Below are 26,961 nucleotides of genomic sequence, written 5' to 3' on the forward strand. Positions count from 1 at the left end.
CGCGGCGCTGCTCACACCGCGCTGACCGGCGCACCAGGAAATAAAAGTTCATATCAATGTTCATAATGGTGCACCCTCTGGTGTCGGCCACTACTGTGCACCTATGCGAACACAGACAACAGCGCTCGTAGGCATTTCCCACGGCACCTCATCAAAGCGCGGCCAGGCCGTGGTGCGTCAGCTCATCGACGACGTCGCCCACCGGCTCCACGCCCCAGCGTCACCTGCGAGTCCATCCGAGACTCCACCGGACGTTTCTTCCGAGACCCCGCCCAAGACTTCGCCAGGGATTCCACCGGCGAGCCCGCCCACCGTGCGACTCGGCCACGTCGACGTGCAGCAGCCCGACGTTGACGCCACCCTGGGCAGCCTTCCTGCGGGCATGGGTGCGACCATCGTGCCGCTGCTGCTCTCCACCGGGTTCCACGTCAACGTGGATCTGCGCGAGGCGATGCAGAACCTCACCCGACCGGCCACGCTGTGCCGCGCGCTCGGCCCCGATGGTCGACTGACCGAGCTGCTGGCTCATCGGCTGGGGGAGATCGGCGCCGATCCCGACCGGGACATCATCATCCTCGGCGCGGCAGGCTCCTCCGACGGCTCGGCGGTCCGCGACTGCGAGACCGCCGCCGCGATGCTCGGGAGCCATCTCGGAGTCGAGGTCCACGAGTCCTATCTCTCCTTCGCGCAGCCCAGCGTCACCGCGGCGGTGGCGCGTGCCCGCGCCGAGCGCCCTGGGCGGCGCGTGGTGGTGGCGAGCTATCTGCTGGCCCCGGGCTACTTTCAGACCCTGCTCGAATCGGCCGGCGCCGACCTGACCGCCGAGCCGCTGCTGGCTTCCGGTCGCCCCACGGCTCCGGCGCAGCTCGTCGACCTCGTGCTGGAGCGGTATTCCAAAGCCGTCCCCGTGCCGGCCTCCGCACCCCAGCCGCAGGAGGCGTCATGACCGGCGTGCCCACCTTGCCCGAGGTCAGCATCACCGTGGAGGAGCTCCGCGCCCTCCAGCGCACCGGTGCGCCGCTGACGCTGCTCGATGTCCGATGGCGGCAAGACCGCCCAGAAGGGCTTCCCGAATACCTGGCTGGGCACATCCCGGGTGCGGTGTTCGTCGACCTGGAATACGAGCTCAGCGCCCCGGACCGGCCCGCAGGGGATGGCGCGCATCCGCTGCCCGACCCTGCCGCGTTCCAGGAGTCGGTGCGCCGCTGGGGCATTGGTCCGGAGGACACCGTGGTGGTCTATGACGACCTGAAGAACTTCTCCTCGGCGCGCGCCTGGTGGCTGCTGCGCCATGCGGGCCTTGCCGATGTGCGGGTGCTCGACGGCTCGCTGCGCGCCTGGGTCCAGGCCGGGCATGCCCTCGCTGAGGGCTTCGAGCTGCCTGTGGCCACGGAGGCGGAGATCAGGTTCGGGGCGATGAAGACCGCGGACCTGGATGAGATCGCGGCCCTCGGATCCGAGGCGCAGCTGATCGACGCCCGATCCGCCCAGCGCTACGCCGGTGACGGGCGCATCCCGGGGGCGCTGAACGCGCCGGTCGCCGGGAACGTCGACGACCATGGACGGCTGCTCCCGGCTGCCCAGCTGCAGCAGTGCTACCTGGAGCTCGGGGTGAAGCCCGGGGTCCCCGTCTACTGCTACTGCGCCTCCGGAGTCCACTCCGCGTACGCGGTGCTCGCGCTCAGCGCGGCGGGCTTTGACCCGGTGCTCTTCCCCGGAGGATTCGGCCAGTGGGTCCACGGGGGAGACCACACAGTTCACCCCACTCTTCGTACCTGAACTTTAATGACACATATATTTGATAAGTTCAGGTTTGTATTTTAGTGTGGAGTATCGCACCGCACGAGGGCGACCAACCATCCAGAGCGGCTGAGAGACCTGGCTCGACGACGCCGCAGCAACCCGGAACCGCATGCACATGCCGGGTGCTCACGCCGGGAACGATGGAGGCATTTTGTCGACCGATACAGCTACCACGACCGCCGCCAGCAGGCGGCCCGACCGTTCATCCCCACGGCCTAACGGCCAGTGGAAGATCGACGGCAAGGACCCGCTGAACCACAACGAGGAGCTCAAGCAGGCCGACGACGGCCTGAACGTCCGCGAGCGGATCGAACAGGTCTACTCCAAGGAGGGCTCCGACTCGATCCACTCCGATGACCTGCGCGGCCGCTTCCGCTGGTGGGGCCTCTACACCCAGCGACGCCCCGGAGTCCCCGCCGGTGCGCACAACTCGCTGCCCCCGGAGGAGGTCGACGACAAGTACTTCATGCTCCGGGTCCGGATCGACGGCGGCGCACTGACCACCGAGCAGCTGCGCGTGGTCGGTCAGATCGCCGTGGACTTCGCCCGCAACACCGCGGACCTGACCGACCGGCAGAACATCCAGCTGCACTGGGTGCAGGTCGAGGACGTCCCGGAGATCTGGCGCCGCCTTGAGTCCGTGGACCTGGGCACCACGGAGGCCTGCGGAGACGTTCCGCGGGTGATCCTGGGCTCTCCCGTGGCTGGGATCTGCGCAGAAGAGATCATCGACCCCTCTCCGGTGATCGCCGAGATCGCCCGCCGCTACATCGGGGACTCCACGCTCTCGAACCTCCCACGCAAGTACAAGACCGCGATCACCGGACACCCCAGCCAGGACGTGGTCCACGAGATCAACGACTTCGGCCTGGTCGGCGTCGTCCACCCCGAACACGGCCCGGGCTACGACGTCTGGGTCGGCGGGGGACTCTCCACCAACCCCCGGCTCGCCGAACGCCTCGGGGTCTTCACCACCGAGGACGAGGCGCCGGATGTGTGGCACGCGGTGACCCAGGTCTTCCGCGACTACGGCTACCGACGGCTGCGGCAGAAGGCCAGATTGAAGTTCCTGCTCAATGACTGGGGCCCGGAGAAGTTCCGGCAGGTCGTCGAGGACGAATACCTGGGCCACCGGCTCCGGGACGGGCTGCCTGCTCCCGCGCCGAGCCGCCCAGGGGACCACGTAGGCGTCCACCGGCAGAAGGACGGGCGCTACTACATCGGCGCCGCTCCCGTCGTTGGCCGGGTCAACGGGGAGCTGCTGGTGAAGCTGGCCGAGCTGCTGGAGGCCAACGGGTCTCACCGGCTGCGCACCACCCCGCACCAGAAGCTCGTGGTGCTCGACGTGCCCGAGCAGAACCTTGCCACGGTCAAGGCCGGGCTGAGCGACCTGGGTCTCGACCCCGATCCCACGGTCTTCCGCCGATCCACGATGGCCTGCACTGGCATCGAGTTCTGCAAGCTGGCGATCGTGGAGACCAAGACCACCGCCCAGAAGACGATCTCCGCACTGGAGATCCGGCTCGCGGACGTGGCCGATCAGCTTCCCGAGCGGCTCACCCTGCACATCAACGGCTGCCCGAACTCCTGTGCCCGCATCCAGACCGCCGACATCGGGCTGAAGGGACAGCTGCTGCCCGACCCCGACGGCGAGAAGACGCCCGGCTTCCAGGTCCACCTGGGCGGTGGGCTGGCCTCCTCCGATCGGGAGGATCCAGGGCTCGGACGGACGGTCCGCGGCCTGAAGGTCACCGTGGAGGGGCTGGTCGACTACACCGAGGCGCTGATCCGTCGCTACCTGCGCACTCGGGACAGCTCCAGCGAGTCCTTCGCAGCCTGGGCCCACCGGGTGGAGGAGGGTCAGCTGCAGCTGGAGGAACCAGAGCCGCAGCTGCAGGAACCCGCGAAGGGGGCGGTCTCATGACGGACCCGACCCCGAGCACCAGCCGCTCCACCAGCAGCGTCAGCTCGACCAGAACCGCCAGTTCCAGCACCGACCTCACCACCAGTGCCGACGCGTCCCGAGAACTCGCCGCATCCGGGGCTGATGCGCTGGGCGTGGAGGCCCGCGCTGAGGACGTCATCGCCTGGGTGGCCGAGAACTTCTCCGCCCGTGAGGTCGCGGTGGCCTGCTCCATGCAGGACTCGGTCCTGCCGGCCCTGGTCGCCGACCAGCTTCCCAGTGTGGACGTGCTGTTCCTGGAGACCGGATATCACTTCGTGGAGACCATCGCTGCACGCAATGAGGTGGCTCGCGCGCTCGACGTCACCGTCGTCGATGTCCTGCCCCGGCTCAGCGTGGCCGAGCAGGACCGCGTCCACGGCAAGGACCTCTTCAAGACCGATCCGGCCGCCTGCTGCCGGATGCGCAAGATGGACCCGCTGGGCGAGGTGCTCACCGGCTACCGGCTCTGGTTCACCGGCGTCCGCCGCGACGAGGCACCCACCAGGGTCGACACGCCCCTGGTCACCTGGGACGAACTGCATGGCCTGATCAAGGTCAACCCGCTGGCCACCTGGAGCTTCGATGACCTGGTGGAGCATTCGCAGCGCAACGGCCTGCCGGTGAACCCGCTGCTCGACAACGGCTACCCCTCCATCGGGTGCAAGCCCTGCACCCTCCCGGTGGCGCCGGGGGAGGATCCTCGCTCGGGCCGCTGGGCCGGATCCGGGAAGGTCGAATGCGGCATCCACACCACCGAGGCGACGGCCTAGCCGCACCCGCCGCGGGGCGCCCCCAGCCCTGCAGACGCTCCACCGACTCCCCGGCGGTGGCGGCGTCGTCTGACCGACCATCCTCTGCCCCGCCTGACCATACCGAAAGGCCCCCTCATGACCAGTGCTCTCTCCGCTGAGGCACCGACCGCTCCGCCGGCACCTGCGGGCACCGCGGTGCTGGCACGACTTGAAGCCGAAGCGATCCATATCATCCGTGAGGTCGTGGCGGAGTTCGATCGCCCCGCGATGCTCTTCTCCGGCGGCAAGGATTCGGTGGTGATGCTCCACCTGGCGATCAAGGCGTTCGCTCCGGGTCCCGTCCCCTTCCCGGTGGTCCACATCGACACCGGGCACAACTTCCCCGAGGTCATCGAGTTCCGGGACCGCACCGTGGAGCGTCACGGTCTGCGCCTGGTGATCGGCTCGGTGAAGGAGCTCATCGACGCCGGCGCCCTGCAGGAACGCGCCGACGGAACCCGCAACCCGCTGCAGACCGTGCCGCTGCTGAACACCATCGCGGAGCACCGGTTCGATGCGCTCTTCGGCGGTGCGCGCCGTGATGAGGACCGGGCCCGGGCCAAGGAACGGATCCTCTCGCTGCGCGATGAGTTCGGCCAGTGGGATCCGCGCAACCAGCGTCCGGAGCTGTGGAACCTCTACAACGGTCGGCACCGGCCCGGTCAGCATGTCCGCGCCTTCCCGATCAGCAACTGGACCGAGCTCGACATCTGGCGCTACATCGCGCTCGAGGACATTGCGCTGCCCTCGCTCTACTACGCCCACGAACGTGAGGTCTTCCACCGCGACAGCATGGTCCGCGCCGTCGGACCACACAGCCTGCCCGGGGAGCACGAACCCGTCGAACGGCTCTGGGTGCGCTACCGGACCGTGGGGGATATGTCCTGCACCGGCGCCGTGCGCTCTCGCGCCACCACCAATGACCTGGTCCTGAACGAGGTCGCCAGCGCGACGGTCACCGAGCGCGGAGCCACCCGCGCCGATGACCGGCTCAGCGAGGCCGCCATGGAGGACCGCAAGAAGGACGGATACTTCTGATGACCCACACACCCACTCCGGGCACGCTGCTGCGCCTGGCGACCGCCGGAAGCGTCGACGACGGCAAATCCACCCTGGTCGGCCGGCTGCTCCACGACGCCCACGCCATCCTCTCCGACCAGCTCGCCGCCGTGACCCGCAGCTCCGCGGAGCGAGGCTTCGGCGCCGCCCCGGCGGGCTCTGACACCCGGGACGACCCCGACGCCGGGCCGGCGCTGGACCTCGCGCTGCTGACCGACGGGCTGCGCGATGAGCGCGAGCAGGGCATCACCATCGACGTGGCCTACCGCTACTTCGCCACCGATCGGCGCAGCTTCGTGCTCGCTGACTGCCCCGGCCACGTCCAGTACACCCGCAACACCGTCACCGGCGCCTCGACCGCCGATGCCGTGGTGCTGCTGGTGGACGTGCGCCACGGCGTCGTCGAGCAGACCCGCAGGCATCTCGCCGTGGCCACCCTGCTGCGGGTCGAGCATGTGATCGTCGCGGTCAACAAGATCGACGCGGTGGACTACAGCGAGGAGGCCTTCCGCGCGGTGGAGCGTGACATCGTCCAGGTCTCCCGGGAGCTGCGCGGCCCTGAGCGGACCGGGTCCCCAGGCGGCCCCGAGCCGATCGTCGTGCCGGTCTCCGCGCTGCACGGCGACAACGTCGTCACCACCTCCACCCGCACCCCCTGGTACACACCGCACACCCCGGGTACCTCGGCGTACAGCGGACAGGCGCTGCTGCCGATCCTGGAACAGCTCCCCGACGCCGACGCCTCTGCGCGCCGGACCGAACCGCTGCGACTCCCGGTCCAGAGCGTCATCCGCGCCCACGGCGGCTACCGGGGTTATGCGGGGCAGATCGCCGCGGGGACACTGCGGGTCGGCGACACGGTGCGGATCCAGCCCGGCATCCAGCTCACCCAGGTCACGGGACTGGAACGCACCACGCTGCAGGAGCAGCACGCCGCTGAGACGTCGACAGCAGGGACATCCGCCACGGCATCAGAGGTAGCCGCGGCGGGGGAGTCGCTGACCATCCGCCTGGCCGGAGACCACGACGTCGCGCGTGGCAGCGTGCTCACCGATCCGCAGCGCCCCGCCGTCGAACTCGACGAGGTGACCCTGCAGGTGGCCTGGCTGCATCAACGGCCCGCTGTCGCTGGCAGCCGGGTGCTGTTCAAACACGGCACCGCCACGATCAAGGCCCTGGTCGCCGAGGTGAGCGATCGTCTCGATCTGAACACGCTGCGCTCCGGGCCGGCAGATCAGCTTCAGCTCAACGACATCGGCACCGTGACCCTCCGGCTCGCCTCGGTGCTTCCCGTGGATGACTACTCGGTCTCCAAACGCACCGGTGCCGGGCTGCTGATCGACCCCGCGGACGGCAACACCCTGGCCGCGGCGATGATCCACCTTCCCGATCCGCAGGACGCCGACGCGACCGCGCCGGACAGCGACGAAGATTGGCTGAACTCATGACCGGTACGACAAGCCCAACAATCGGTCTCGTCGCGCTCGTCGGAGGCGGGCCCGGCGACGACGCTCTGGTCACGGTCCGTGGTCGTGAGCTGCTCGGCCTCGCCGACGTCGTGATCGCCGACCGGCTTGGACCGCGCGGACTGCTCGAGGAACTCGCTCCGGACGTGGAGGTCATCGACGTGGGCAAGGCGCCGGGAAACCACGCCGCGACCCAGGATGAGATCAACGCCCTGCTGGTCACCCACGCGCTCGCCGGTCGTCGCGTGGTCCGGTTCAAGGGAGGCGATCCGTACATCCTGGGCCGCGGCTCGGAGGAGCGGGAGCACTGCCGCCGCTTCGGCATCGAGACCGAGGTAGTCCCGGGCATCACCTCGGCGATCGCGGTCCCGGCCGCCGCCGGGATACCGCTGACCCACCGCGGCCTCTCCCGGGGATTCACCGTGATCTCCGGGCATGAGGACCTCGACGTCGTGCCGCGTGCCTCCGGGCACACCCTGGTGATCCTGATGGGGGTCAAGACCCTCCGCCGCTCGGCCACGCAGCTGATGGTCCACGGCTTCGATGCCGAGACCCCGGTGGGCATCGTCGAGTCCGGCTGCACCCCGGAGCAGCGGGTGACGCTGGGCCGGCTCGGCGGGATCGCGGACCTGGCCGTTGAGCGCCGCGTCCAGAACCCCGCCGTGATCGTCGTCGGCGACGTGGTCACCCTCGCCCACGACTGGCCACATTTCCCCGCTCCGACGATCCCCGCATCCAAGGTCCCCACATCCGAGATCCCCGCCCCTGCCATGGCAGGCGCTTCCCTGGAGAGATCCCACCATGACTGAGCAGACCCCTCGCATCGCCATCATCGGCAGCGGACCGGCCGGCGTGTACGCCGCAGATCTCCTCTCCCGATCCGAGGAGGGGGAGGACATCGCGATAGACCTGTTCGATCGATACCCGGCGCCCTTCGGGCTGATCCGGTACGGCGTCGCACCTGATCACCCGCGGATCAAGGGCATCGTCAAGGCGCTGCACAAGGTCATCGACCGCGGCAGGATCCGCTTCATCGGCAACATGGACTACGGCACGGACCTGAGTCTGGACGACCTGCAGCGGCGCTACCACGCAGTGATCTTCGCGACCGGCGCCATCGGTGACGCGGAGCTGAACCTCCCCGGGATCGCGCTGGAAGGATCCTTCGGCGCAGCCGACTTCGTGTCCTGGTACGACGGTCACCCCGACTACCCGCGCAGCTGGCCGCTGGACGCCCAGCAGATCGCCGTGCTGGGCAATGGCAACGTGGCGCTGGACGTCGCACGGATCCTGAGCAAGCACGCTGATGACCTGCTCACCACGGAGATCCCGGAGAACGTCTATCAGGGCCTGAGATCCTCCGCCGTCACCGATGTGCATGTGTTCGGCCGGCGCGGCCCGGCCCAGGTGAAGTTCACCCCTCTGGAGCTGCGCGAACTCTCGCACAGCCGCGACGTCGACATCATCCTCTACGAGGAGGACTTCGAGTTCGACGACGCCTCGGACGCCCTGATCAAGTCCAGCAACCAGGTCAAGACGATGGTCAGCACGCTGACGAACTGGCTGCTCGAGCAGGAGGAGCGGCAGTCAGACCCGCAGGTGCATCCGGCCTCGCGCAGACTCCACCTGCACTTCCTGCACTCCCCGGTGGAGATCACCGGGGAGGACGGCGAGGTCACCGGAATCCAGTTCGAACGCCAGCAGCTCGACGGCAGCGGCAACGCACGCGGCACAGGAGAACAGCTGGAGTATGAGGTCCAGGCCGTCTATCGAGCCGTCGGGTACTTCGGCAGCCCGCTGGCAGAGGTGCCCTTCGACGCCGACCGCGGCGTGATCCCGCATCGCGGAGGTCGAGTGATCGACGCCGACGGGGAGCCCATCTCCGGGCTCTATGCCACGGGGTGGATCAAGCGCGGTCCGGTGGGACTGATCGGCCACACCAAGAGCGACGCTGCCGAGACCATCGGGAATCTGCTCGAGGACCTGGACCAGCTGACTGACCCCGAGGCGCCGGACGCCGATGTGGTCGAGCTGCTCCAGGAGCGCGGCGTGCAGAGGACCTCCTGGGACGGATGGCTGGCCCTGGACGCCCACGAGCAGAGCCTCGGCGCCGAGCACCAGCTCGCGGACGGTTCCACCCGCGAACGGGTCAAGGTGGTCTCACGCGAGGAGATGGTGGAGATCTCCCGGGCCCTGCAGGAGGCGACCCGATGACGTACATCATTGCGCTGCCCTGCGTAGACCTCAAGGACAAGGCCTGCATCGACGAATGCCCCGTGGACTGCATCTACGAGGGCGAGCGTTCGCTCTACATCCACCCCGACGAATGCGTGGACTGCGGCGCCTGCGAACCGGTCTGCCCGGTGGAGGCCATCTACTACGAAGACGATGTCCCCGAGCAGTGGTCCGAGTACTACCGCGCCAACGTCGAGTTCTTCGACGAGGTCGGGTCCCCCGGCGGCGCGGCCAAGGTCGGGCTGATCGAGAAGGACCACGAGGTCATCGTGGGACTGCCGCCACAGCGCTGACTGACCTGCAGCGCTCACAGACTTCCAGGATCGGGTGGTCAGCACCGGCGGGATCTGAGTCATCAGGTGCCGAGGGGATTCGGCGGCGCCGGGGTGGCAGGGTGTGGCGCGCGTACTATGGGCGGCATGGAAAAACTCTTCGAATCTATTCGTAGGATCGGTTTCCGTCGTGGACCTGGGCGCGTCGTCGCAGGCATCGGGGGAAGCCTTGCCAAGAAGTTCGGAGTCAACGTGTGGTTGGTCCGCTTGCTGATCTTCTTGTCCTTCTTGCTTCCGGTGTTGGGAGTCGGAGCGTATCTGTTGGTGTGGGTTCTGACGCCCTGGCAGGACGGCAGCATACCGTTGGAGCGCGCCTTAGAAGCCCGACGCTTGACTTGAACTCAACCAGGTCACGGCAGTGAGAGATCGTCCGGTCTCGTCGAAACGACCGTGTCTCATATAGCTGGGGTCTGCCGCACCGATAGGTGACATGATGACGTGCCCCATGGCTTGGTTTCCACTCGCTCTGACTAGCTTCCGGCGATGAGCGGTTGAATGTTGTGGGCGAGGTCGTAACCATGCGGCGTGGCGTAAGCGAGGCTGGAGTGGCGGCGTCGGCGGTTGTAGAACACCTCGATGTACTCGAATATGCCGTGCGCCAGCTCGACCCTGGTCCTCCACTTCTTGCGATTGAGCAACTCGATCTGCATCGAGGACCAGAAGGACTCCATCATCGCATTATCGAGCCCATCACCCACGGTCCCGAATGAGGGCAACAGCCCTGCCGAGCGGATCTTCTGGGTGAACACCCACGAGGTGAACTGAACTCCGTGATCTGCATGAACGATCCCTCCTGCCTTGGGGGTTCGTACTCGGATCGCCATAGCCTCAAGCGTTGACGACCAGGTTTGAGTCCTCCTTGGAGTCGATGGCCCAGCCGATGATCTTGCGGCTGCAGGCGTCCAGGACTGCTGCGCAGTAGATCTTGCCTTCCCTGGTGGGATGTTCGGTGATGTCTGTGACCCAGAGTTCGTTGAGTCCGAGCGGTGGAACTTACGTTTGACCAGGTCATCGGCTGTGGCCACGCCCTTGAGGCGCTTGACCCGCGTGGGTCCCGGTAAGCCTCCAAGCCCTGCGCGACTCATCAGCATCCACACGAGCCGACTTGAGCACGCGATCCCCATCCCGAGCGTGAGCTCGGTGTGGATCCGCCGGCAACCGTAGGTGCCCCTGGATGCGATATGGACCTCGCCTATGAGACCGGTGAGCCAGCGTCGGCGCAGTTCCGTGGGGCTAGTGGGCGCCGTCTGTAACGGTAGTAGCCCTGCCGGGAGACTCCGAGTAGGCGACAGCAGGTGTTCACGGGCTCCCCGGCGTCGACGAGACGGTCGATCACCGGGTGCGCTCTTTTGGGTCAAGGGGATCCTCATCGAGCCAGGTGGATGCTCGTCGTAGGATCGAGATCTCTTGCTCGAGCTGTCGGACCCTGGCGCGGGCTGCGCGCAGCTCGGCCGATTCCTGGGTGGTGTGGCCCGGTCGACCCTCGCGCACGAGCGAGATGGCGCGGGCCCTGAACTCTGGAGGATACGGGCGTGGCATGGTGATCAGCCTTCCATGAAGGCCATCGGCTAGCGAGAGATAGTGGAAACCAAACTGTAGGTCAGGTCAAACTGTCGCCTATCGGCGCGGCAGACCCACCCCATCTCACCACAGACAGTATGCGGCCGATAGTTATAGAGGTTCACCCGCAGCGACAGGGCATGCCGACGAGCCCGACCCCGGATGGCGGAGTCAAGGTCAGCGCCCAGCGCCGACCCGGAGAACCTCGACCTCGCGCCCGCCGGCCGCGGCCCGGGGTCGCACCCAGATGGCGTCCCACTGCTGCAGGTCCAGTGCCTGGGACTCCGTGCGAGAGAGCTGCACGTTCACCGGTGGGTGCGCCCCGCCCAGGGACCCCGGGTCTGAGTCCAACACCACCTCCAGGCGCACCTCGAAGCCGATCCGCGTGAGCCGAGTGATCCGCCCGGGGTGCGAGCCGCTCTCGGGGTCCAGGGTCACCTCCACGTCGTGGGGCCGCAGCCGCAGCTCCCCGAACCGGGTGACCTCCCCGATGAATCCGAAGACGAAGTCACTGGCCGGATGGTCGTAGATCTCCTCGGGCGTCCCGACCTGTTCGATGCGCCCCTGATTCATCACGACCACGGTGTCGGCGACCTCCAGGGCTTCCTCCTGGTCGTGGGTGACGAAGACACTCGTGACATGGACCTCCTCGTGCAGCTGGCGCAGCCAGTCGCGCAGCTCCTTGCGGACCTTTGCGTCGAGGGCCCCGAAGGGTTCATCCAGCAGCAGCACCGAGGGGTCCACCGCCAGGGCGCGGGCGAGCGCCATGCGCTGCCGCTGGCCGCCGGAGAGCTGGGCGGGGAGCCTGTCGCCGAAGCGCTCCAACTGCACCAGCTCGAGCAGCTCCTGCACCCGACGCCGGACCTGTGCCTTCGGGGTCTTGCGCACCTCCAGCCCGAAGGCCACGTTCTTGGCCACGGTCATGTGCGTGAACGCCGCGTAGTGCTGGAAGACGAATCCGATGTTCCGCTGCTGGGCGGGCAGCCGCGTGACGTCGCGCCCCGCGAGGTACACCGAGCCGGCATCGGGCTCCTCCTGACCGCCCAGTATCCGCAGCAGCGTGGTCTTGCCCGACCCCGAGGGGCCGAGCAGGGCGGTCAGTCCGCCGGAGGGGACCGAGAGGCGGATGTCTTCCAGGGCGGTGAAGCTGCCGAAGGTCTTCCTCACGTGGTGGATCTCAATTCCCACGGGTGTGCTCCTTTGGTCGTAACACGGTGACGATGGCCAGTGCGGCGATGCCGATGAGTGCGAGCAGGAATCCGATGGCGTAGGAGCTGCCGGTGGCGAATCCCTGGTGGAATCGCTGCACCGCCATGGTGGCGGTCTCGGTCTGACCGACCAGGCCCCCGGAAATGATCAGCACGGCCCCGAACTCCCCGACGGCGCGGGCCAGGGTCAGGATGATCCCGTAGGTCACCGCCCCCCTGATCGAGGGCAGTGTGATCCGCCAGAGGATCTGCACGGCGTGGGCTCCGAGGCTTCGCGCGGCGACCTCCTGCTCTATGCCGATCTCGCGCAGCACCGGGATCACTGCGCGCAGCACCAGCGGAAGGCTGACGAAGGTCACCGCGAGCACTATCCCGGGGAAGGAGAACACCACCAGGATGCCCAGTTCGGCCAGCGGGCGGCCCAGCCAGCCCTGAACGGGGCCGTAGGCCAGCAGCAGCGCCAGGCCGACGACGATCGGCGAGACTGCGATCGGCAGGTCCACGAACAGTCCGAGCAGCCGCTTTCCCGGGAAGTCGTGGCGCACCAGCAGAATCCCCAGCGTGATCCCGAAGACCGTGTTCAGCACCACCGCCCAGGCGGCGGCAGCAAGGGTTACCCGCAGGGCACTGCGCACCGCCGGGTCCTGCAGCGTGGAGACCAGGTGGTTCTCCCCGGAGAGGAAGGTCTCCTGGACCACCATCCACAGCGGCCAGCCGACCAGGAAGAACAGGTACGCGATCACCACGGTGCGCAGCGCCGTCCGCGTGACGCTCACCGGTGGCGCTCCTGGGAGGTGAGGACCTCCACGAGCAGCGTCGCGGTCAGGGCCGTGGCCAGCAGCAGCACCGCCACGGTCGCTGCAGCGGCGGTGTTGTCGACCTCGATGTAGCTCTGGATGCGCATCGGTGCGCCCTCCGAGATGTTCGGACGATTCCCGCTGAGGATCACCAGGGCACCGAACTCGCCGACGCCGCGGGCGAAGCACAGCGTGGCTCCTGCGGCCAGTGCGGGGGTCAGCGCCGGGAGGATGATCCGGCGCACCGTGGTGGCGCGGCTGGCTCCGAGCGAATGGGCCGCCCGCTCGACGTCGCGATCCAGCTCGCCCAGCACCGGCTGCACCGTCCGGACCACGAAGGGCAGCGTCACGAAGAGCAGCGCGAGGAACACCGAGGCGGGGGTGCCCAGCACGTTGATCCCCAGCGGGCTCTCCGGCCCGTAGAGGCTCAGCAGCACCAGCCCGGCCACCAGCGAGGGCAGCGCGAAGGGGATGTCGATCATCAGCTCGATCAGCCACCGACCCGGAAAACGGTCGCGCACCAGCACCCAAGCGATGAGCAGTCCCATCACGAGGTTCACCGCCGTGGCGGCCAGCGCGGAGACCAGCGTGAGCCGGATCGCGTGGGCGGTCTGCACGTTGGTCAAGGTGTCCCAGAACGTGGACCAGCCGTCCTCCACTGAGGAGATGAGCAGCAGGGCCAGCGGGATCATCACCAACAGGCTGAACCACAGCACCGAGATCCCCAGGGCGAGCCCCGCGGGGCGGGTCAGCGTGGTGCGCCGCCGACTCCTGGGCCGGCGCTTGGACCGGGTTCTGCCCGGTGAGAAAGGAATCCCGGCAGTTGCGGAAGCTGGGTTGTTCAGCGCGCGGGTCGGCATCTCAGCTCCGTCCCGAGTCCTCGATGAGCCGGGTGATCAACCCGTCCTCGTCGAAGTAGTCGGCCATCACCTGGTCCCAACCGCCGAAGTCTTCGTCCACCGTGGCCAGGTGCTCCACCGCGGGGAAGGGCCGGGCGGGATCGTTGGCTCCGCGGACCTCGTCGATCTCGATCGCGGCGCCGCCGTGCTCCACCGGGCGGAACCCGAAGCTGGCGTAGATCGCCTGACCCGCGGGGGAGAGCGCGAAATCATGGAACTGCCGGGCCTGGGCCGGGGCGTCCTCGGTGACCGCGGCGACGTTCTCGATCAGCACCGAGGTGCGCGGGACGATGTAGTCGAGCTCTTCTCCCTGCTGCACGCCCAGGATGGCCTCGTTCTCGTAGGAGACCAGCACGTCACCGGTCCCGTCGAGGAACGCTATGGTGGCGTCCCGCCCGGAGCCCGGGAACACAGCGACGTTGTCGACGAACTGCTCCATATAGTCTTGCGTCTCCGCCGGGGTGCTGCCGTCCTGCAGCTGTGACGCGAGGGCGCCGAGGATGTTCCAGCGGGCGGCACCGGAGGATCCCGGGTTGGGGGTCACGATGCTGACATCTTCGCGGATCATGTCCTCCCATCCGGTGATGCCGAGTGGGTTGCCCTCGCGGACCACCAGGACCACCACGGAGGTGGTCAGCTGGCCGCCCCAGGCGTTGTCGTCCCAGTCCTCCGCCACCAGTCCCGCCTCGACCAGGCGCTCCAGGTCGGGGGAGATGCTCAGGTGCACCAGGTCCGCGGGCAGCCCGTTCGCCACGCTTCGAGACTGATCTCCCGAGGCTCCGTAGGATTCCGCCTTCTGTGCCCGCTGACCCGCCGCGGTCTCTGTGAAAGAGTTGAACAATTCATCGTTCGCCTCGGCGGGCGCCGCGAACCCCACGAGGGTGATCTGCCCGTCGGGCTCGCCTGCGCAGCTGGTGAGCAAAGCTGCGCCGAGGACAGCAGAGACCGCTAAGTAAGTCGCTCTGATTGCTGCTGTGCTCATGCGTGGACAACTCGTTCCTCGGTGATGTTCAGGTGATAGCCCCACCGTAGACAAAGTCGCACCGCATCACTAGTAATTCGTCATATAGGTTCATAAGTGTTCAAAAACAAAGTACGCTCGGTGGTGTCGTGGGAGATCGTGCACCACCGCCACCACGCACTCACGGACGCCGATCGACGAAAGGGCACTCGACATGTCTTCAGACCAGGATTTCTCGCACTACGCCAACCCCGGCGCGCTCGTCAGCACTGACTGGGCGGCCGAGCACAAGGACGACCCGCAGGTGGTGCTGCTGGAATCGAACGAGGACGTCCTCCTCTACGAGACCGGCCACATCCCCGGGGCACACAAGATCGACTGGCACACGGACCTGAATGACCCGGTCACCCGGGACTTCATCGATCCGGAACAGTTCGCCGCCTTCGCCGCGTCCAAGGGGATCACGCCCGAGACCACGGTGGTCTTCTATGGCGACAAGTCGAACTGGTGGGCCGCCTATGCTCTGTGGGTCTTCACCCTCTTCGGCCACGCGGACCTGCGCCTGATCGACGGCGGCCGGGCCAAGTGGGCGCAGGAGGGCCGTGAGCTGAGCACCGAGGTGCCGCAGCCGCGTGACGCGCAGTACCCGGTCCCGGCCACGCGCAACGATCCGCAGTGGCGGGCCTTCCGCGAGGACGTGCTCGAGGCCATCGGCAGCACCCCGCTGGTCGACGTGCGTTCCCCCGCGGAGTACTCCGGCGAAGTCACCTCGGCGCCGGGCTTCGAGGACAAGGAAGGCGCCCTGCGCGCAGGACACATCCCCACCGCCGTTTCGGTGCCCTGGGCATGGGCTGCGAACGAGGACGGAACCTTCAAGTCACGCGAAGAGCTTGCGGTGATCTACCAGGAGGAGGCCGGGGTGGGAAACTCCGAGTCCGTCATCGCCTACTGCCGGATCGGTGAGCGTTCCTCGCACACCTGGTTCGTGCTCAAGCACCTGCTGGGCTACGACGAGGTCCGCAACTACGACGGCTCCTGGACCGAGTGGGGCAACGCGGTGCGGCTGCCCATCACCGTCGGCGCCGAGCCGGGTGAGGCGCCGGCCTCGTGACGTCCGGCGCGCCGCTTGCCCGGATCTTCGAGGAGTTCCAGTCCGTGGGGGAGCAGCAGCGGCTGATGCTGCTGCTCGACTACGCGAAGCGCCTGCCGGAGCTCCCCGAGGCCTATCGGGACAGCCTCCAAGACATGAACGAGGTCGTGGAGTGTCAGTCTCCGCTGTTCCTGGCGACCGAGTTCGACGACGCGGCGCGGGTGGCGCACATCTACTTCGCCGCTCCGCCGGAAGCGCCCACCACGCGGGGCTTCGCCTCGATCCTGCAACACGGACTCAGCGGTCAGGGCTACGAGGCGATACTGGGCCTGAACGCGGATGTGGGTTCTCACCTGGGCCTTGCCCGGGTGATCACCCCGCTGCGGCTGCGAGCGGTCAATGCCATGGTCGGGCGGATCTCCCGATCCGTCCTCGACCATGTCGGTTGACTGCTAGTGTCTGACCGCTGGTGACTCAGCCCCGCTGCGCGCCCGGGACGAAGTTCGGGGGCGGGTGCCCGCTGCTCAGCCCGTGTGGGCGTCGAGGATCGCGCGCATCGCATCCAGGCCGAAGATCTCCGCCACGGCATAGGCGCTCTGCCGGCCCAGGCGGGGATCGGCGCCGGCGGCGAGCAGCGCCTTCGTGGCCACCTCGTTCTGGCGGAACACCGCGCAGCCCAGCGCGGTCTGGCCCTGATCATTGACCCGGTCCACGTCGGCGCCGCGGGCCAGCAGTCCCTGGGCCTGCTCGGTGTGATCGTTGTAGACCGAGAGGATGAGCAGCGTGTCGCCCTTCTCGTTGCTCAGGTTCACCGGCACGCCGCGGTCCACAAGGTCAAGCAGCTCCTCGGTCTTGCCCGCTCGAGCGAGGCCGAACATCGAGGCCAGGAACTCCATCTGTTCCTCGGTCAGCTCCGGCGCGCCGCCTGCGGGAGGATGCTGGTTCTCAGAGGGATCGGCCGCGTGCTGGAAGTCCTGTGACATGGCCGCAAGTCTATCGGAGACCGGCGCGGGCGCCCGGATCCCTGAGGCCCGCGAAGGCGATAACCTGACCGGGACCCCGAACCTCACCGACACGCTTTATGCAGACCTGCGAATAATTATGTAGTCTGTATCCGAGCCAAAATTCCGTTCCCCAAGGAGATTCGTTGTGACTGATCGTATTGTTCTCGCCTATTCCGGCGGCCTCGACACCTCGGTGGCCATCGGCTGGATCGCCGAAGCCACCGGCCAGGAGGTCGTCGCGGTCGCGGTCGACGTCGGACAGGGCGGCGAATCCCTGGAGACGGTGCGCCAGCGCGCACTGGACTGCGGCGCCGTGGAGGCCTATGTCGCCGATGCCCGCGACGAGTTCGCCGATCAGTACTGCATGCCCACGCTGAAGGCCAACGGCCTCTACATGGACTCCTGCCCGCTGGTCTCGGCGATCTCCCGCCCCGTGATCACCAAGCACCTGGTCGCGGCCGCCCAGCAGTTCGGCGCCACCACGGTCGCTCACGGCTGCACCGGCAAGGGCAACGATCAGGTCCGCTTCGAGGTCGGCATCCAGACCCTGGGCCCGGAGCTCAAGTGCATCGCCCCGGTCCGCGACCTCGCCCTGACCCGTGAGCTCGCCATCGAATACGCCGAGAAGCACAGCCTGCCGATCGAGACCACCAAGAAGAACCCGTTCTCCATCGACCAGAACGTCTGGGGTCGTGCCGTGGAGACCGGCTTCCTGGAAGACATCTGGAACGGTCCCACCAAGGACGTCTATGAGTACACCGAGGACCCCTCGTTCCCGCCCGCAGCCGACGTCGTCACCATCACCTTCGACCAGGGCGTGCCGGTGGCCCTGGACGGGCAGACCGTGACCGCCCTGGAGGCCATCGAGCAGCTCAACCGCCGCGCCGGCGCCCAGGGTGTGGGCCGGATCGACATCGTCGAGGACCGCCTGGTGGGCATCAAGTCCCGTGAGATCTACGAGGCTCCCGGCGCGATGGCGCTGATCGCTGCGCACCGCGAGCTGGAGAACATCACCCTGGAGCGTGAGCAGGCCCGGTTCAAGAAGACCGTGGACCAGCGCTGGACCGAGCTGGTCTATGACGGCCAGTGGTTCTCCCCGCTCAAGCGCAACCTCGACGCCTTCATCGACGAGACCCAGAAGTACGTCTCCGGTGAGATCCGGCTCGAGCTGCACGGCGGCCGCGCCACCGTGCAGGGCCGCCGCTCCGAGACCAGCCTGTATGACTTCAACCTGGCCACCTACGACGCCGGCGACGCCTTCGATCAGTCCAGCGCCCGAGGATTCATCGACATCTTCGGCCTCTCCTCCAAGGTGGCCTCCCAGCGCGAGCAGCGCATCCACGGCAAGCCGGACTTCTCCGGCCTCGGCAGCCTGGACCGCTGAGCATGAGCTCGGAGAGCACGACGCCGACGAGCCTGGATCAGCAGGATTCGGAGAGCAGGCACGGCACCAACGAGGGCGCGCTCTGGGGCGGACGGTTCGCCTCGGGACCCGCCGATGCGCTGGCGGCGCTGAGCAAGTCCACGCACTTCGACTTCCGCCTGGCCCGCTACGACATCGCCGGATCCCGCGCACACGCCCGGGTGCTGCACCGCACCGGGCTGCTCGATGAGCCCGAGCTGGCCGGGATGCTCGCTGCCCTCGATCAGCTCGAGGCCGATGTGCTCTCCGGGGACTTCACTCCGGCGCCGAGCGATGAGGACGTGCACGGGGCGCTGGAGCGCGGGCTGCTTGCACGCGCCGGTGAGGACCTGGGCGGGAAGCTGCGCGCCGGGCGCTCACGCAATGACCAGATCGCCACCATGGGGCGGATGTTCCTGCGCGATCACGCCCGGGTCGTCGGCGCCGGGGTGCTGGGCACCATCGAGGCGCTGATCAGTCAGGCAGAGGCGCACCCGAACGCGCCGATGCCGGGCCGGACGCATCTGCAGCACGCCCAGCCGGTGCTGCTGAGCCACCACCTGCTGGCCCACGCCTGGGCGCTGCTGCGCGATCTGCAGCGCCTCGTGGACTGGGACCGGCGCGCGGCCACCTCGCCCTACGGCTCCGGCGCCCTGGCCGGGTCCTCGCTGGGTCTGGATCCGCAGCGCGTGGCCGAGGAGCTCGGCTTCAACCAGGCGGCCTGGAACTCCATCGACGGCACCGCGGCACGAGACGTCTACGCGGAGTTCTCCTGGGTCAGCGCCATGATCGGCGTGGATCTGTCCCGGATCAGCGAGGAGATCATCTTCTGGGCCACCAAGGAGGCCGGGTTCGTCACCCTCGATGACGCCTTCTCCACCGGCAGCTCGATCATGCCGCAGAAGAAGAACCCCGATGTGGCCGAGCTCGCCCGCGGAAAGTCAGGCCGTCTGATCGGTGACCTGACCGGGCTGCTGGCCACGCTCAAGGGCCTTCCGCTGGCCTATAACCGGGATCTGCAGGAGGACAAGGAGCCGCTCTTCGACGCGGTGGACACCCTGGAGCTGCTGCTGCCGGCGGTCTCCGGGATGATCGCCACCCTGGTCTTCCACACCGACCGGATGGCCGAGCTGGCCCCGCGCGGCTTCGCGCTGGCCACCGACATCGCCGAATGGCTGGTCCGGCAGGGCGTGCCCTTCCGGGTGGCCCACGAGCTCTCCGGCGAGGCTGTCCGGGTGGCGGAGGCCCGCGACGTCGAGCTCTGGGACCTCACCGATGCGGAGCTCAGCGGGATCTCGGCGCAGCTGACCCCGGCGGTGCGTGAGGTGCTGACCACCTTCGGCTCGCTGAACTCCCGGTCCTCCCGGGGCGGCACGGCACCCTCCGCCGTGGCGGAGCAGCTTGACGAGCTCAAGCTGCAGCTGAGCCCGATCAAGGAGTTCATCGGCTCAGCGGGCAGCAACGTCGGTCCAGACAGCGTCAGCTGAGCTGGCCGCTGGACCGGCTGCCGAACTGGCCAGCTGAGCTGACTCAAGAACCTGACGATGGAGTGAGCACAGCATGACGCGAGGCCCTTCGAGGCGAAGCAGGAGCGCCCCGGCCGTGCTGGCCGGGGCGCTCCTGCTTGCGCTCAGCGGATGCGCCGAACCGCGGCAGGCTCCGGCCCTGGACTACCCGAGCGCGCCGGATCAGCGGCTCCCAGAAGCCGCTGCCCCCGCCGAGGACCCGGCGCCGGGTCAGCCCTGGGCACCGATCGCCGGGCTCGCCGACGAAGCGTGGCTTGAGGAGGTGGCCGAGCGCACCGGCATTCCGCAGCGCGCCCTGGCCGCCTATAGCGGGGCGGCCCTGCTGGTGGCGCAGACCCGGCCGGAGTGCGGACTGGGCTGGAACACCCTGGCCGGCATCGGTCAGGTCGAGTCCCATCACGGCACCTACGCCGAGGCGCAGGTCGAGCCGGATGGACAGGTCGCCCCCGCGATCATCGGGATCCCGCTGGACGGGTCCCCGGGACTGGCGGAGATCCCCGACACCGACGGCGGCACCCTGGACGGAGACACCGAATGGGACCGCGCGGTGGGACCGATGCAGTTCATCCCGGCCACCTGGGCGCTGTATGCCCAGGACGGCTCCCGCAGCGGCGACTCAGATCCGCACCACTTCGACGACGCCGCGCTGACCGCCGCGGTGTATCTGTGCGAGAGCGGGGAGGACCTGAGCAGCGACGAAGGCTGGGTGGACGCCGTCGTCGCCTATAACCAGTCGGTGCGCTACGTCAACGACGTCGCTGCCCGGGCTCAGGAGTACGTCAGCCCTGACGCGCCTTCAGCCGCGGATTCTTCTTATTGATCACGTAGGTGCGCCCCCGGCGGCGCACCACCTGTGACCCCGGCTTGTTCTTCAATGCACGCAGTGAGTTCCGGACCTTCATTATGACCTCCTAGTGAGAATGAGTAGCATTAGCGTTAACACTACTCGAAGGGAGCGACGATGACGATGTCAGGTGAGGGATCAGCTGTCCGAGTGGTCGCGGTGATGGGGGCCTGCGGGCCAGAGCGTAAAGACTTCGCCGCGGCCCTGGCCCGGCAGCGCGACTCCGTGCTGCTGCAGGCGGACCGCATCGCGTCAGACGAGACCGCGCTGGAGTCAGCGCTGCGGCTGCTCCAGCTCGTGCCCAGCAGCACCGAACTGGTCGTGGAGTACCCGCTGGCCAGCGCGATCACCGAGGTCATCGGCTCACTGACCGGCTCAGGCGGTGACCCTGAGCCGCAGGCCCGGCTGTCCGAGGTGATCTGCGTGGTCGATGCCGCCCACCTGCTTGATGATCTCTTCCGCGACGACTACGTGGTGTTGGAGGCCGATCAGCGCTGGACGCACCCGGGGGAGCTGGCCTACGTCTGCCGCGCCGAGGTGATCGTCAAGCAGATCGAATACGCCTCGACGGTGATGATGATGAACTGGCAGCGGATCGACCCGGACGAGCTGGCCATGCTGGCGGCGCTGGTGGCGCACCTGAGCCCGCTGGCCCAGGTGCGGTTCGACGGGGAGCCCGCGGCTCGGACTCACCGCTCCACCGTGCCCGGCTACTCGGGGCAGGAGACTCGCGCCGGCTGGACCTGCCTGTTGAACAGGGACTTCCATCCGCGCCGCAGACACAATCGGGTCTCGGCCTTCCGCTACGAACAACATCGTCCCTTCCATCCCGGCCGGCTCAAGCAGCTCTTGGATCTGCGCGTCGAGACCGAGGAGTTCGGCCGGGTGATCCGCTCGGCAGGCTTCGCCCGCCTCGCGACCCGCCCGCACGTCACCGCACAGTGGGAACACATCGGGCAGATCATCTCGCTGGCTCCGCTGGCCTTTGATCACCAGATCGAGGACCCCGAGGAGATGCTGGCCTTCGGTCAGGACATCGCCTTCATCGGGATGGACCTCGAGGTGGCAGGACTCGCCGCAGCCCTTGACGAGGCCACGCTCACCGATGCCGAGCTCACGGCCGGGCCCCCGCTCTGGCGCACCTTCGCTGACCCCTTTCCCCTCTGGCAGTCGGTCACAGAGACCGAGGACTGACCGGTCAGCTGCTCGGGGAGGTCTCTGCGATCATGGGCAGATGGATTCCGCACGGCTGCACTCCCTCTTCGACGCCCATGCCACCGAGCTGGCCCCAGCGCTGTTGGGCTGCGAGCTCACGGTCGCGACCGCCGGTGGATCCGTGCGGGTCCGGCTGACCGAGGTCGAGGCCTACGGGGATCAGGGCGAGGACCCCGGGGCGCACAGCTTCAACGGCAGGACCGCCCGCAACGCGGCGCTGTTCGGGCCGCCCCGGCACACCTACGTCTACCTCAACTACGGGATCCACCGCTGCCTGAACTTCGCCTGCGCGGCCGAAGACACCGCAGGAGGCGTGCTCCTGCGCGCCGGTGAGGTGCTGACCGGCCGGGACCTGGCGATCGAGCGCCGCGGCGGCCGTGACACCGGGGCGAAGCTGCTCTCGGGTCCGGGTCGACTGGGCCAGGGTCTGGGCATCACGCTGCCGATGGACGCGCTGCCGGTGAACTTCGAGCAGTCAGCCGGCCACGACGACCCGGCCCGGTTCACGCTGAGCCCGCCGGCGGATCCCGTGGGCGCTGACCGGATCCGTCGCGGACCGCGCGTCGGGGTCTCCGGCGCCGGGGGCAGCCGGGCCTATCCCTGGCGCTACTGGCTCGACGCCGATCCCACGGTCTCGGTCTATCGGGCCGGGCGCAATGTTCCTGCGGAGGTCAGCTCATGACCTGCACCGAATCTGGCCACATCAGGTTCACCTGAATAGAGGTATGATTGGTGGTCAGCAAATTCGCGACGGAGAGCTGCGCTGCTTGATGAGTGATTCACAGTCCTCGGCCACGGCCGAGATGATGCCCGAAGACCACGACGTTCCGATGCCCGGCCTCGAGGCCGGCGTGGAGCAGGAGCGCGAGTACGTCGGGGTGCTCTACTCCCGGCTCGATGAGCTGCGGGCCGAGAAGGAGGTCCAGCTCGCGAAGGTCCGCCGGGTCGGGTCCCGCGGCACCATGCAGAACGCCTCCGAGCGCGATGCCTTCGCCGCGATGTATGAGGACCGGCTCGCGCAGCTCAACGCGGTCGACGATCGGCTGGTCTTCGGCCGCCTCGATCACGACTCCGGGGAGTGTCGCTACATCGGGCGGATCGGCCTGACCTCCGCGAGCCACCAGCGACTGATGCTGGACTGGCGCGCTCCCGAAGCCGGGGTGTTCTACCAGGCGACCGCCTTCGAACGCCAAGGCGTGCGCCGTCGTCGGCACCTGCTGCTCAAGCGCCGCGAGGTGCACGGGGTGGAGGACGACGTGCTCGACGCCAGCATGTTGGAAGAAGCCAGCCACAACCATGGCGACGGCGCCCTGCTCGCCGCGCTCACCGCGCGCCGCACCGGACAGATGGGCGACATCGTCGCGACCATCCAGTCCGAGCAGGACCGGATCATCCGCGCCGATCTGCCCGGAGTCATGGTGGTCCAGGGCGGACCCGGCACCGGCAAGACGGCGGTGGCGCTGCACCGCGCGGCCTACCTGCTCTACAGCCACCGGGACCGGTTGAAGTCCGCCGGTGTGCTGATCGTGGGCCCGAACTCCACCTTCATGTCCTATATCGACCGGGTGCTGCCCTCCCTGGGGGAGACCGGCGTGGTGCTGTCCTCGCTCGCGGAGCTGTTCCCCGGGGTGCGCGGCACTCAGGAGCAGGACCCACGGGTCGAAGAGATCAAGGGACGCCTGGACTGGGTGCAGATCATCGACGCCGCCGTCGCCCACCGCCAGCGCACCATCCCCGAGGTCCGCGACATCACCGTGGACGGCACCCGGGTCGGGGTGACCCCGAAGATGGTCAACCGGGCTCTGGAACGGGCCCGCGCCACCGGCAAGCCCTATAACGAGGCTCGCCCGACCTTCGTCAAGGTCCTGGTCAAGGAGATCGCTGAGAAGCTCGAACGCATCATCGAGAAGCGCTCCGAAGGCAACGACGCCGACCGGTCCTATCTGCTCGAAGACGTCCGCACCGCCCGCGATGTCCGGGTGCTGCTGAACCTGTGCTGGATGCCGCGCAGCCCGCAGGGACTCCTCGAGGACCTCTTCAGCAAGCCCAAGTACCTCGCCGACGTCGCGCCCGAGCTCACCGCGCAGGAGCGGGAGCTGTTGCAGCGCCAGCCTGGAAGCGCCTTCACCAGTGCCGATGTGCCGCTGCTCGATGAGGCGGCTGAGCTGCTGGGCGCGCTGGACGAGTCCGCCGGACGCGAGGCCGCGCGGCAGAAGGCCGCCGCTGCCCGTTCCCTGGACAACGCCCAGCGCGCGGTGGAGAACGCCACCCCGCAGCTCGAAGAGATGGGCATCGAGGGGTTCCTCGACGCCCAGGCCGTGGTGGACATGAACGCCGAGTCCGGCCCCCGGCTGACCGCCGCCGAGCGCGCACAGGTCGACCGCAGCTGGACCTACGGCCACGTGGTGGTCGACGAGGCGCAGGAGCTCTCGGCCATGCAGTGGCATGTGCTGATGCGGCGCTGCCCGCTGAAGTCCTTCACCATCGTCGGAGACATCGCCCAGGGCTCCTCGCCCTCGGCCGCCCCGAGCTGGCAGCAGGCGATGGCTCCCTTCGTCGGCAACCGGATGCGGGTCGAGGAGCTCACGGTCAACTACCGCACCCCCGGCACCATCGTGGAGCTGGCAGAACGCGTCGCCGCGGCCAACGGGCTGGAGACCACCTCGCTGCGCACGGTTCGGGACGGTGATCACCCGCCGGTGATCGAGAAGGTCGAGGCTGATCAGCTGGTCAGCGCCGCGATCGCCGCGATGGGCGCCGAGCATGAGCGCCTGGGGGAGGGGCTGGTGGCCGCCATCGTGCCGCAGCGGCTGCTCTCCGCGACCCGCAGCGCCCTGGTCGCCGAGTTCGGCGCCCGCGTCGGCCGCGGCGCCGGCTCGCTGACCGAGGACATCCTGTCGCTCTCCGCCGATGAGGCCAAGGGCCTGGAGTTCGACGCCGTGGTGCTCATCGAGCCTGCCGAGATCCTGGAGGAGACCGCCGGGCGGGTGGGCAGTCTCTACGTGGCCCTGACCCGGCCCACGCATGCGCTGCATGTGATCGCCGCCCGCGACCTGCCGGCAGGATTCTGACCGGTCCCCAACGATTCCGACGTTTCGGAGCGGTTCGGCAGGAGAAGATTGGTAACGTACCTGGTGTGACCCAGATGAGCCTCGAATCCACGAACCCGGCGCTGGCCGCTCAGCGCAACGATCCAAGCTTCGACTCGCTCTGGCAGGAGTTGAACTGGCGAGGCCTGGTTCAGGTCTCCACCGACGCGGACGCGCTCGAAGCGGCGCTCACCGGTGAGCCGATCGTCTACTACTGCGGATTCGATCCCACCGCGGCCTCCCTGCACCTGGGTCACCTGGTCCAGCTGCTGACCATGCGCCGCATCCAGCTGGCCGGGCACAAGCCGCTGGCCCTGGTGGGCGGCTCCACCGGGTTGATCGGAGATCCGCGTCCCTCCAGCGAACGCACACTGAACACCCCCGAGGTGGTCTCCGGCTGGGTGGACTCGCTGCAGTCCCAGATCAAGAACTACATCTCCTTCGAAGGAGACAGCGCGGCCACGATGGTGAACAACCTCGACTGGACCCAGGGGGTCAGCGCCATCGAGTTCCTCCGCGACATCGGCAAGTACTTCCGCGTGGGCACGATGATCAAGAAGGACATCGTGGCCAAGCGGCTGAACTCCGAGACGGGCATCTCCTACACCGAGTTCAGCTACCAGGTCCTGCAGGGATTCGACTACCTGCAGCTGTTCCGGCAGTACGACTGCACGCTGCAGTTCGGCGGCTCGGACCAGTGGGGCAACCTGACCTCCGGCACCGAGCTGGTCCGTCGGGCCGAGGGCGCCACGGTGCACGCGCTGGGGACACCCCTGATCACCAACTCCGACGGCACCAAGTTCGGCAAGTCCGAGGGCAACGCCATCTGGCTCGACGCCGAGCTGTGCTCGCCCTACGCCTTCTACCAGTTCTGGCTCAACCAGTCCGATGCCGATGTGATCGACCGGCTCAAGGTCTTCACCTTCCGTACCCGTGAAGAGATCGCCGAGCTCGAGAGCTCGGTGCAGGATGCGCCCTTCAAGCGCGAGGCCCAGCGGGCACTCGCCTGGGACGTCACCTCCCTGGTCCACGGCGAAGACGCCACGAAAAAGGTGATCGAAGCCTCCGGTGCGATCTTCGGCAAGGGTGAGCTGGACCAGATCGATGAGCCCACGCTGCACGCGGTCGCCTCAGAGCTTCCGCATGCCAGCATCCCGGCGGAGGAAGCCACGGCCGTGCGCCTGCTCGTGGACACCGGACTGGTCAAGTCCAACGGCGAGGCTCGTCGTGCGATCAACGACGGCGGCGCCTACGTCAACAACGAGAAGATCACCGACCCCGACGCCCTGGTGACCGAGGCGATGTGGCTGCATGAGAAGTTCCTGCTGGTCCGCCGGGGCAAGAAGAACCTCGCGCTGGTCCATCGGGGCTGAGCCCGCCCCGGGGACGGGGCTGGGATCCCCGGGATCACGGGGATCTGGGGGTGTGATGCAGCTCGCACGGGATCTGGTTTGCGGACTCGGCAGGGCGTGTGTAAAGTTCTATCTCGTGCTCAAGGGCGCACAGCGGAAAGCCACGGCGGACCGCGCAAGACCTTGGATTTGATAACCACATAGCTTCTCCCCATACAGGACTTGTTTCTGTTCCGCGGCGCGACGGCCTTCAATGGTTGGTCTTCGCCCAGGTCAGGTTCATCTCCGGGGGGGTTCGAGACCACGGTTTTTCTTGGTGTTCACACGGCGTTGACCTTGAGTTGACGGCAGCGAAGATCAGGACGTAGAGTTGAGAACCGCGC

Annotated in this window: 25 protein-coding genes, 1 pseudogene and 1 riboswitch; of the genes and pseudogenes, 19 read left to right on the forward strand and 7 right to left on the reverse strand. The window is 67.9% G+C overall.

What is annotated here, in order from left to right:
* Positions 1–313: 313 nt before the first annotated feature.
* From EV640_RS12450 to EV640_RS12495, 10 genes are all read left to right on the forward strand, one after another.
* A complete protein-coding gene (locus tag EV640_RS12450) occupies positions 314–946 on the forward strand; it encodes a sirohydrochlorin chelatase (protein ID WP_243832318.1) in 633 nt (210 codons plus the stop codon).
* A complete protein-coding gene (locus EV640_RS12455) occupies positions 943–1,779 on the forward strand; it encodes a sulfurtransferase (RefSeq protein ID WP_133726587.1) in 837 nt (278 codons plus the stop codon). Before EV640_RS12450 ends, EV640_RS12455 begins: the two co-directional genes overlap by 4 nt.
* Positions 1,780–1,853: 74 nt before the next feature.
* A riboswitch (SAM riboswitch) is annotated at positions 1,854–1,950 on the forward strand.
* A 4-nt stretch (positions 1,951–1,954) separates the two neighbouring features.
* On the forward strand, positions 1,955–3,727 hold the full coding sequence (locus EV640_RS12460; protein ID WP_279586518.1) for a nitrite/sulfite reductase: 1,773 nt from the start codon (positions 1,955–1,957) through the stop codon (positions 3,725–3,727).
* On the forward strand, positions 3,724–4,518 hold the full coding sequence (locus EV640_RS12465) for a phosphoadenylyl-sulfate reductase (protein WP_133726589.1): 795 nt from the start codon (positions 3,724–3,726) through the stop codon (positions 4,516–4,518). Before EV640_RS12460 ends, EV640_RS12465 begins: the two co-directional genes overlap by 4 nt.
* Before the next feature lie 117 nt (positions 4,519–4,635).
* Entirely contained in the window at positions 4,636–5,577 is a 942-nt protein-coding gene (gene cysD / locus EV640_RS12470) for a sulfate adenylyltransferase subunit CysD (protein WP_036477517.1), read from the forward strand.
* Positions 5,577–7,046 (forward strand): sulfate adenylyltransferase subunit 1, encoded by a 1,470-nt coding sequence (locus EV640_RS12475; protein WP_133726590.1) that lies wholly within the window; start codon positions 5,577–5,579, stop codon positions 7,044–7,046. Before cysD ends, EV640_RS12475 begins: the two co-directional genes overlap by 1 nt.
* Complete coding sequence (gene cobA / locus EV640_RS12480) at positions 7,043–7,873, forward strand: uroporphyrinogen-III C-methyltransferase (protein ID WP_133726591.1); 831 nt, start codon at positions 7,043–7,045, stop codon at positions 7,871–7,873. The genes EV640_RS12475 and cobA overlap by 4 nt, the downstream gene beginning before the upstream one ends.
* Positions 7,866–9,278: an FAD-dependent oxidoreductase gene (locus tag EV640_RS12485; RefSeq protein WP_133726592.1), complete on the forward strand. Its 1,413-nt coding sequence runs from the start codon at positions 7,866–7,868 to the stop codon at positions 9,276–9,278. The genes cobA and EV640_RS12485 overlap by 8 nt, the downstream gene beginning before the upstream one ends.
* On the forward strand, positions 9,275–9,592 hold the full coding sequence (gene fdxA, locus EV640_RS12490) for a ferredoxin (RefSeq protein WP_036477508.1): 318 nt from the start codon (positions 9,275–9,277) through the stop codon (positions 9,590–9,592). Before EV640_RS12485 ends, fdxA begins: the two co-directional genes overlap by 4 nt.
* 126 nt (positions 9,593–9,718) lie before the next feature.
* Positions 9,719–9,970 (forward strand): PspC domain-containing protein, encoded by a 252-nt coding sequence (locus tag EV640_RS12495; RefSeq protein WP_133726593.1) that lies wholly within the window; start codon positions 9,719–9,721, stop codon positions 9,968–9,970.
* A 131-nt stretch (positions 9,971–10,101) separates the two neighbouring features.
* Here EV640_RS12495 and EV640_RS12500 read toward each other — a convergent pair.
* The 5 genes and pseudogenes from EV640_RS12500 to EV640_RS12520 form a co-directional block, all read right to left on the reverse strand.
* Positions 10,102–11,170, reverse strand: a pseudogene (locus EV640_RS12500) (IS3 family transposase).
* A gap of 198 nt (positions 11,171–11,368) precedes the next feature.
* Positions 11,369–12,379 carry a sulfate/molybdate ABC transporter ATP-binding protein gene (locus EV640_RS12505; RefSeq protein WP_133726594.1) on the reverse strand — a complete coding sequence of 337 codons (1,011 nt, stop codon included), beginning with the start codon at positions 12,377–12,379 and terminating at the stop codon, positions 11,369–11,371.
* Positions 12,369–13,175, reverse strand: a complete 807-nt coding sequence (locus EV640_RS12510; RefSeq protein WP_243832319.1) for a sulfate ABC transporter permease subunit — start codon at positions 13,173–13,175, stop codon at positions 12,369–12,371. The genes EV640_RS12505 and EV640_RS12510 overlap by 11 nt, the downstream gene beginning before the upstream one ends.
* Positions 13,172–14,056, reverse strand: a complete 885-nt coding sequence (gene cysT, locus EV640_RS12515) for a sulfate ABC transporter permease subunit CysT (protein ID WP_133726595.1) — start codon at positions 14,054–14,056, stop codon at positions 13,172–13,174. The genes EV640_RS12510 and cysT overlap by 4 nt, the downstream gene beginning before the upstream one ends.
* Position 14,057: 1 nt before the next feature.
* A complete protein-coding gene (locus EV640_RS12520; protein WP_133726596.1) occupies positions 14,058–15,077 on the reverse strand; it encodes a sulfate ABC transporter substrate-binding protein in 1,020 nt (339 codons plus the stop codon).
* Between the two features lie 193 nt (positions 15,078–15,270).
* Between EV640_RS12520 and EV640_RS12525 the strand changes: the two genes are divergently transcribed.
* Positions 15,271–16,167, forward strand: coding sequence for a sulfurtransferase (locus EV640_RS12525; RefSeq protein ID WP_133726597.1), 897 nt, complete (start codon positions 15,271–15,273; stop codon positions 16,165–16,167).
* Complete coding sequence (locus tag EV640_RS12530) at positions 16,164–16,595, forward strand: SufE family protein (RefSeq protein ID WP_243832320.1); 432 nt, start codon at positions 16,164–16,166, stop codon at positions 16,593–16,595. Before EV640_RS12525 ends, EV640_RS12530 begins: the two co-directional genes overlap by 4 nt.
* A 75-nt stretch (positions 16,596–16,670) precedes the next feature.
* Here EV640_RS12530 and EV640_RS12535 read toward each other — a convergent pair whose 3' ends face one another.
* Entirely contained in the window at positions 16,671–17,129 is a 459-nt protein-coding gene (locus tag EV640_RS12535) for an ankyrin repeat domain-containing protein (RefSeq protein ID WP_133726598.1), read from the reverse strand.
* Positions 17,130–17,295: 166 nt separating this feature from the next.
* Between EV640_RS12535 and EV640_RS12540 the strand changes: the two genes are divergently transcribed.
* The 3 genes from EV640_RS12540 (at position 17,296) to EV640_RS12550 (ending at position 20,898) form a co-directional block, all read left to right on the forward strand.
* A complete protein-coding gene (locus tag EV640_RS12540) occupies positions 17,296–18,534 on the forward strand; it encodes an argininosuccinate synthase (protein WP_133726599.1) in 1,239 nt (412 codons plus the stop codon).
* Positions 18,535–18,536: 2 nt separating this feature from the next.
* Entirely contained in the window at positions 18,537–20,039 is a 1,503-nt protein-coding gene (argH, locus tag EV640_RS12545; protein ID WP_133726600.1) for an argininosuccinate lyase, read from the forward strand.
* A 73-nt stretch (positions 20,040–20,112) separates the two neighbouring features.
* Positions 20,113–20,898, forward strand: coding sequence for a lytic transglycosylase domain-containing protein (locus tag EV640_RS12550; RefSeq protein WP_051501435.1), 786 nt, complete (start codon positions 20,113–20,115; stop codon positions 20,896–20,898).
* On the opposite strand, the gene ykgO is transcribed toward EV640_RS12550, so the two are convergent.
* Complete coding sequence (ykgO, locus tag EV640_RS12555; RefSeq protein WP_084479720.1) at positions 20,858–20,980, reverse strand: type B 50S ribosomal protein L36; 123 nt, start codon at positions 20,978–20,980, stop codon at positions 20,858–20,860. The two genes, EV640_RS12550 and ykgO, sit on opposite strands and share 41 nt — an antisense overlap.
* 59 nt (positions 20,981–21,039) lie before the next feature.
* On the opposite strand from ykgO, the gene EV640_RS12560 reads away from it, so the two are divergent.
* The 4 genes from EV640_RS12560 to tyrS all read left to right on the forward strand — a co-directional run bounded on the left by EV640_RS12560 (position 21,040) and on the right by tyrS (position 26,599).
* Entirely contained in the window at positions 21,040–22,116 is a 1,077-nt protein-coding gene (locus EV640_RS12560; protein WP_084479719.1) for a GTP-binding protein, read from the forward strand.
* A 40-nt stretch (positions 22,117–22,156) separates the two neighbouring features.
* Positions 22,157–22,819, forward strand: a complete 663-nt coding sequence (locus EV640_RS12565) for a DNA-3-methyladenine glycosylase (protein ID WP_036477491.1) — start codon at positions 22,157–22,159, stop codon at positions 22,817–22,819.
* 124 nt (positions 22,820–22,943) lie between these two features.
* The gene (locus EV640_RS12570) at positions 22,944–25,208 is read left to right on the forward strand and encodes a HelD family protein (RefSeq protein WP_243832323.1); all 2,265 of its coding nucleotides are present in this window, start codon (positions 22,944–22,946) and stop codon (positions 25,206–25,208) included.
* A 74-nt stretch (positions 25,209–25,282) separates the two neighbouring features.
* The gene (gene tyrS, locus EV640_RS12575) at positions 25,283–26,599 is read left to right on the forward strand and encodes a tyrosine--tRNA ligase (RefSeq protein WP_133726612.1); all 1,317 of its coding nucleotides are present in this window, start codon (positions 25,283–25,285) and stop codon (positions 26,597–26,599) included.
* Positions 26,600–26,961: the final 362 nt, after the last annotated feature.

Origin of the sequence: Nesterenkonia aurantiaca (assembly GCF_004364585.1) — a bacterium.
In the GTDB taxonomy this organism is placed as follows: domain Bacteria; phylum Actinomycetota; class Actinomycetes; order Actinomycetales; family Micrococcaceae; genus Nesterenkonia; species Nesterenkonia aurantiaca.

What these genes read in the sequence shown, in the direction of transcription:
- EV640_RS12455 (WP_133726587.1), top strand. Translation starts at nt 943, where the DNA reads ATGACCGGCGTGCCCACCTTGCCCGAGGTCAGCATCACCGTGGAGGAG.
- EV640_RS12465 (WP_133726589.1), top strand. Translation starts at nt 3,724, where the DNA reads ATGACGGACCCGACCCCGAGCACCAGCCGCTCCACCAGCAGCGTCAGC.
- cysD (WP_036477517.1), top strand. Translation starts at nt 4,636, where the DNA reads ATGACCAGTGCTCTCTCCGCTGAGGCACCGACCGCTCCGCCGGCACCT.
- EV640_RS12475 (WP_133726590.1), top strand. Translation starts at nt 5,577, where the DNA reads ATGACCCACACACCCACTCCGGGCACGCTGCTGCGCCTGGCGACCGCC.
- cobA (WP_133726591.1), top strand. Translation starts at nt 7,043, where the DNA reads ATGACCGGTACGACAAGCCCAACAATCGGTCTCGTCGCGCTCGTCGGA.
- EV640_RS12485 (WP_133726592.1), top strand. Translation starts at nt 7,866, where the DNA reads ATGACTGAGCAGACCCCTCGCATCGCCATCATCGGCAGCGGACCGGCC.
- fdxA (WP_036477508.1), top strand. Translation starts at nt 9,275, where the DNA reads ATGACGTACATCATTGCGCTGCCCTGCGTAGACCTCAAGGACAAGGCC.
- EV640_RS12495 (WP_133726593.1), top strand. Translation starts at nt 9,719, where the DNA reads ATGGAAAAACTCTTCGAATCTATTCGTAGGATCGGTTTCCGTCGTGGA.
- cysT (WP_133726595.1), bottom strand. Translation starts at nt 14,056, where the DNA reads ATGCCGACCCGCGCGCTGAACAACCCAGCTTCCGCAACTGCCGGGATT.
- EV640_RS12520 (WP_133726596.1), bottom strand. Translation starts at nt 15,077, where the DNA reads ATGAGCACAGCAGCAATCAGAGCGACTTACTTAGCGGTCTCTGCTGTC.
- EV640_RS12525 (WP_133726597.1), top strand. Translation starts at nt 15,271, where the DNA reads ATGTCTTCAGACCAGGATTTCTCGCACTACGCCAACCCCGGCGCGCTC.
- EV640_RS12535 (WP_133726598.1), bottom strand. Translation starts at nt 17,129, where the DNA reads ATGTCACAGGACTTCCAGCACGCGGCCGATCCCTCTGAGAACCAGCAT.
- argH (WP_133726600.1), top strand. Translation starts at nt 18,537, where the DNA reads ATGAGCTCGGAGAGCACGACGCCGACGAGCCTGGATCAGCAGGATTCG.
- EV640_RS12550 (WP_051501435.1), top strand. Translation starts at nt 20,113, where the DNA reads ATGACGCGAGGCCCTTCGAGGCGAAGCAGGAGCGCCCCGGCCGTGCTG.
- ykgO (WP_084479720.1), bottom strand. Translation starts at nt 20,980, where the DNA reads ATGAAGGTCCGGAACTCACTGCGTGCATTGAAGAACAAGCCGGGGTCA.
- EV640_RS12560 (WP_084479719.1), top strand. Translation starts at nt 21,040, where the DNA reads ATGACGATGTCAGGTGAGGGATCAGCTGTCCGAGTGGTCGCGGTGATG.
- EV640_RS12565 (WP_036477491.1), top strand. Translation starts at nt 22,157, where the DNA reads ATGGATTCCGCACGGCTGCACTCCCTCTTCGACGCCCATGCCACCGAG.
- EV640_RS12570 (WP_243832323.1), top strand. Translation starts at nt 22,944, where the DNA reads ATGCCCGAAGACCACGACGTTCCGATGCCCGGCCTCGAGGCCGGCGTG.
- tyrS (WP_133726612.1), top strand. Translation starts at nt 25,283, where the DNA reads ATGAGCCTCGAATCCACGAACCCGGCGCTGGCCGCTCAGCGCAACGAT.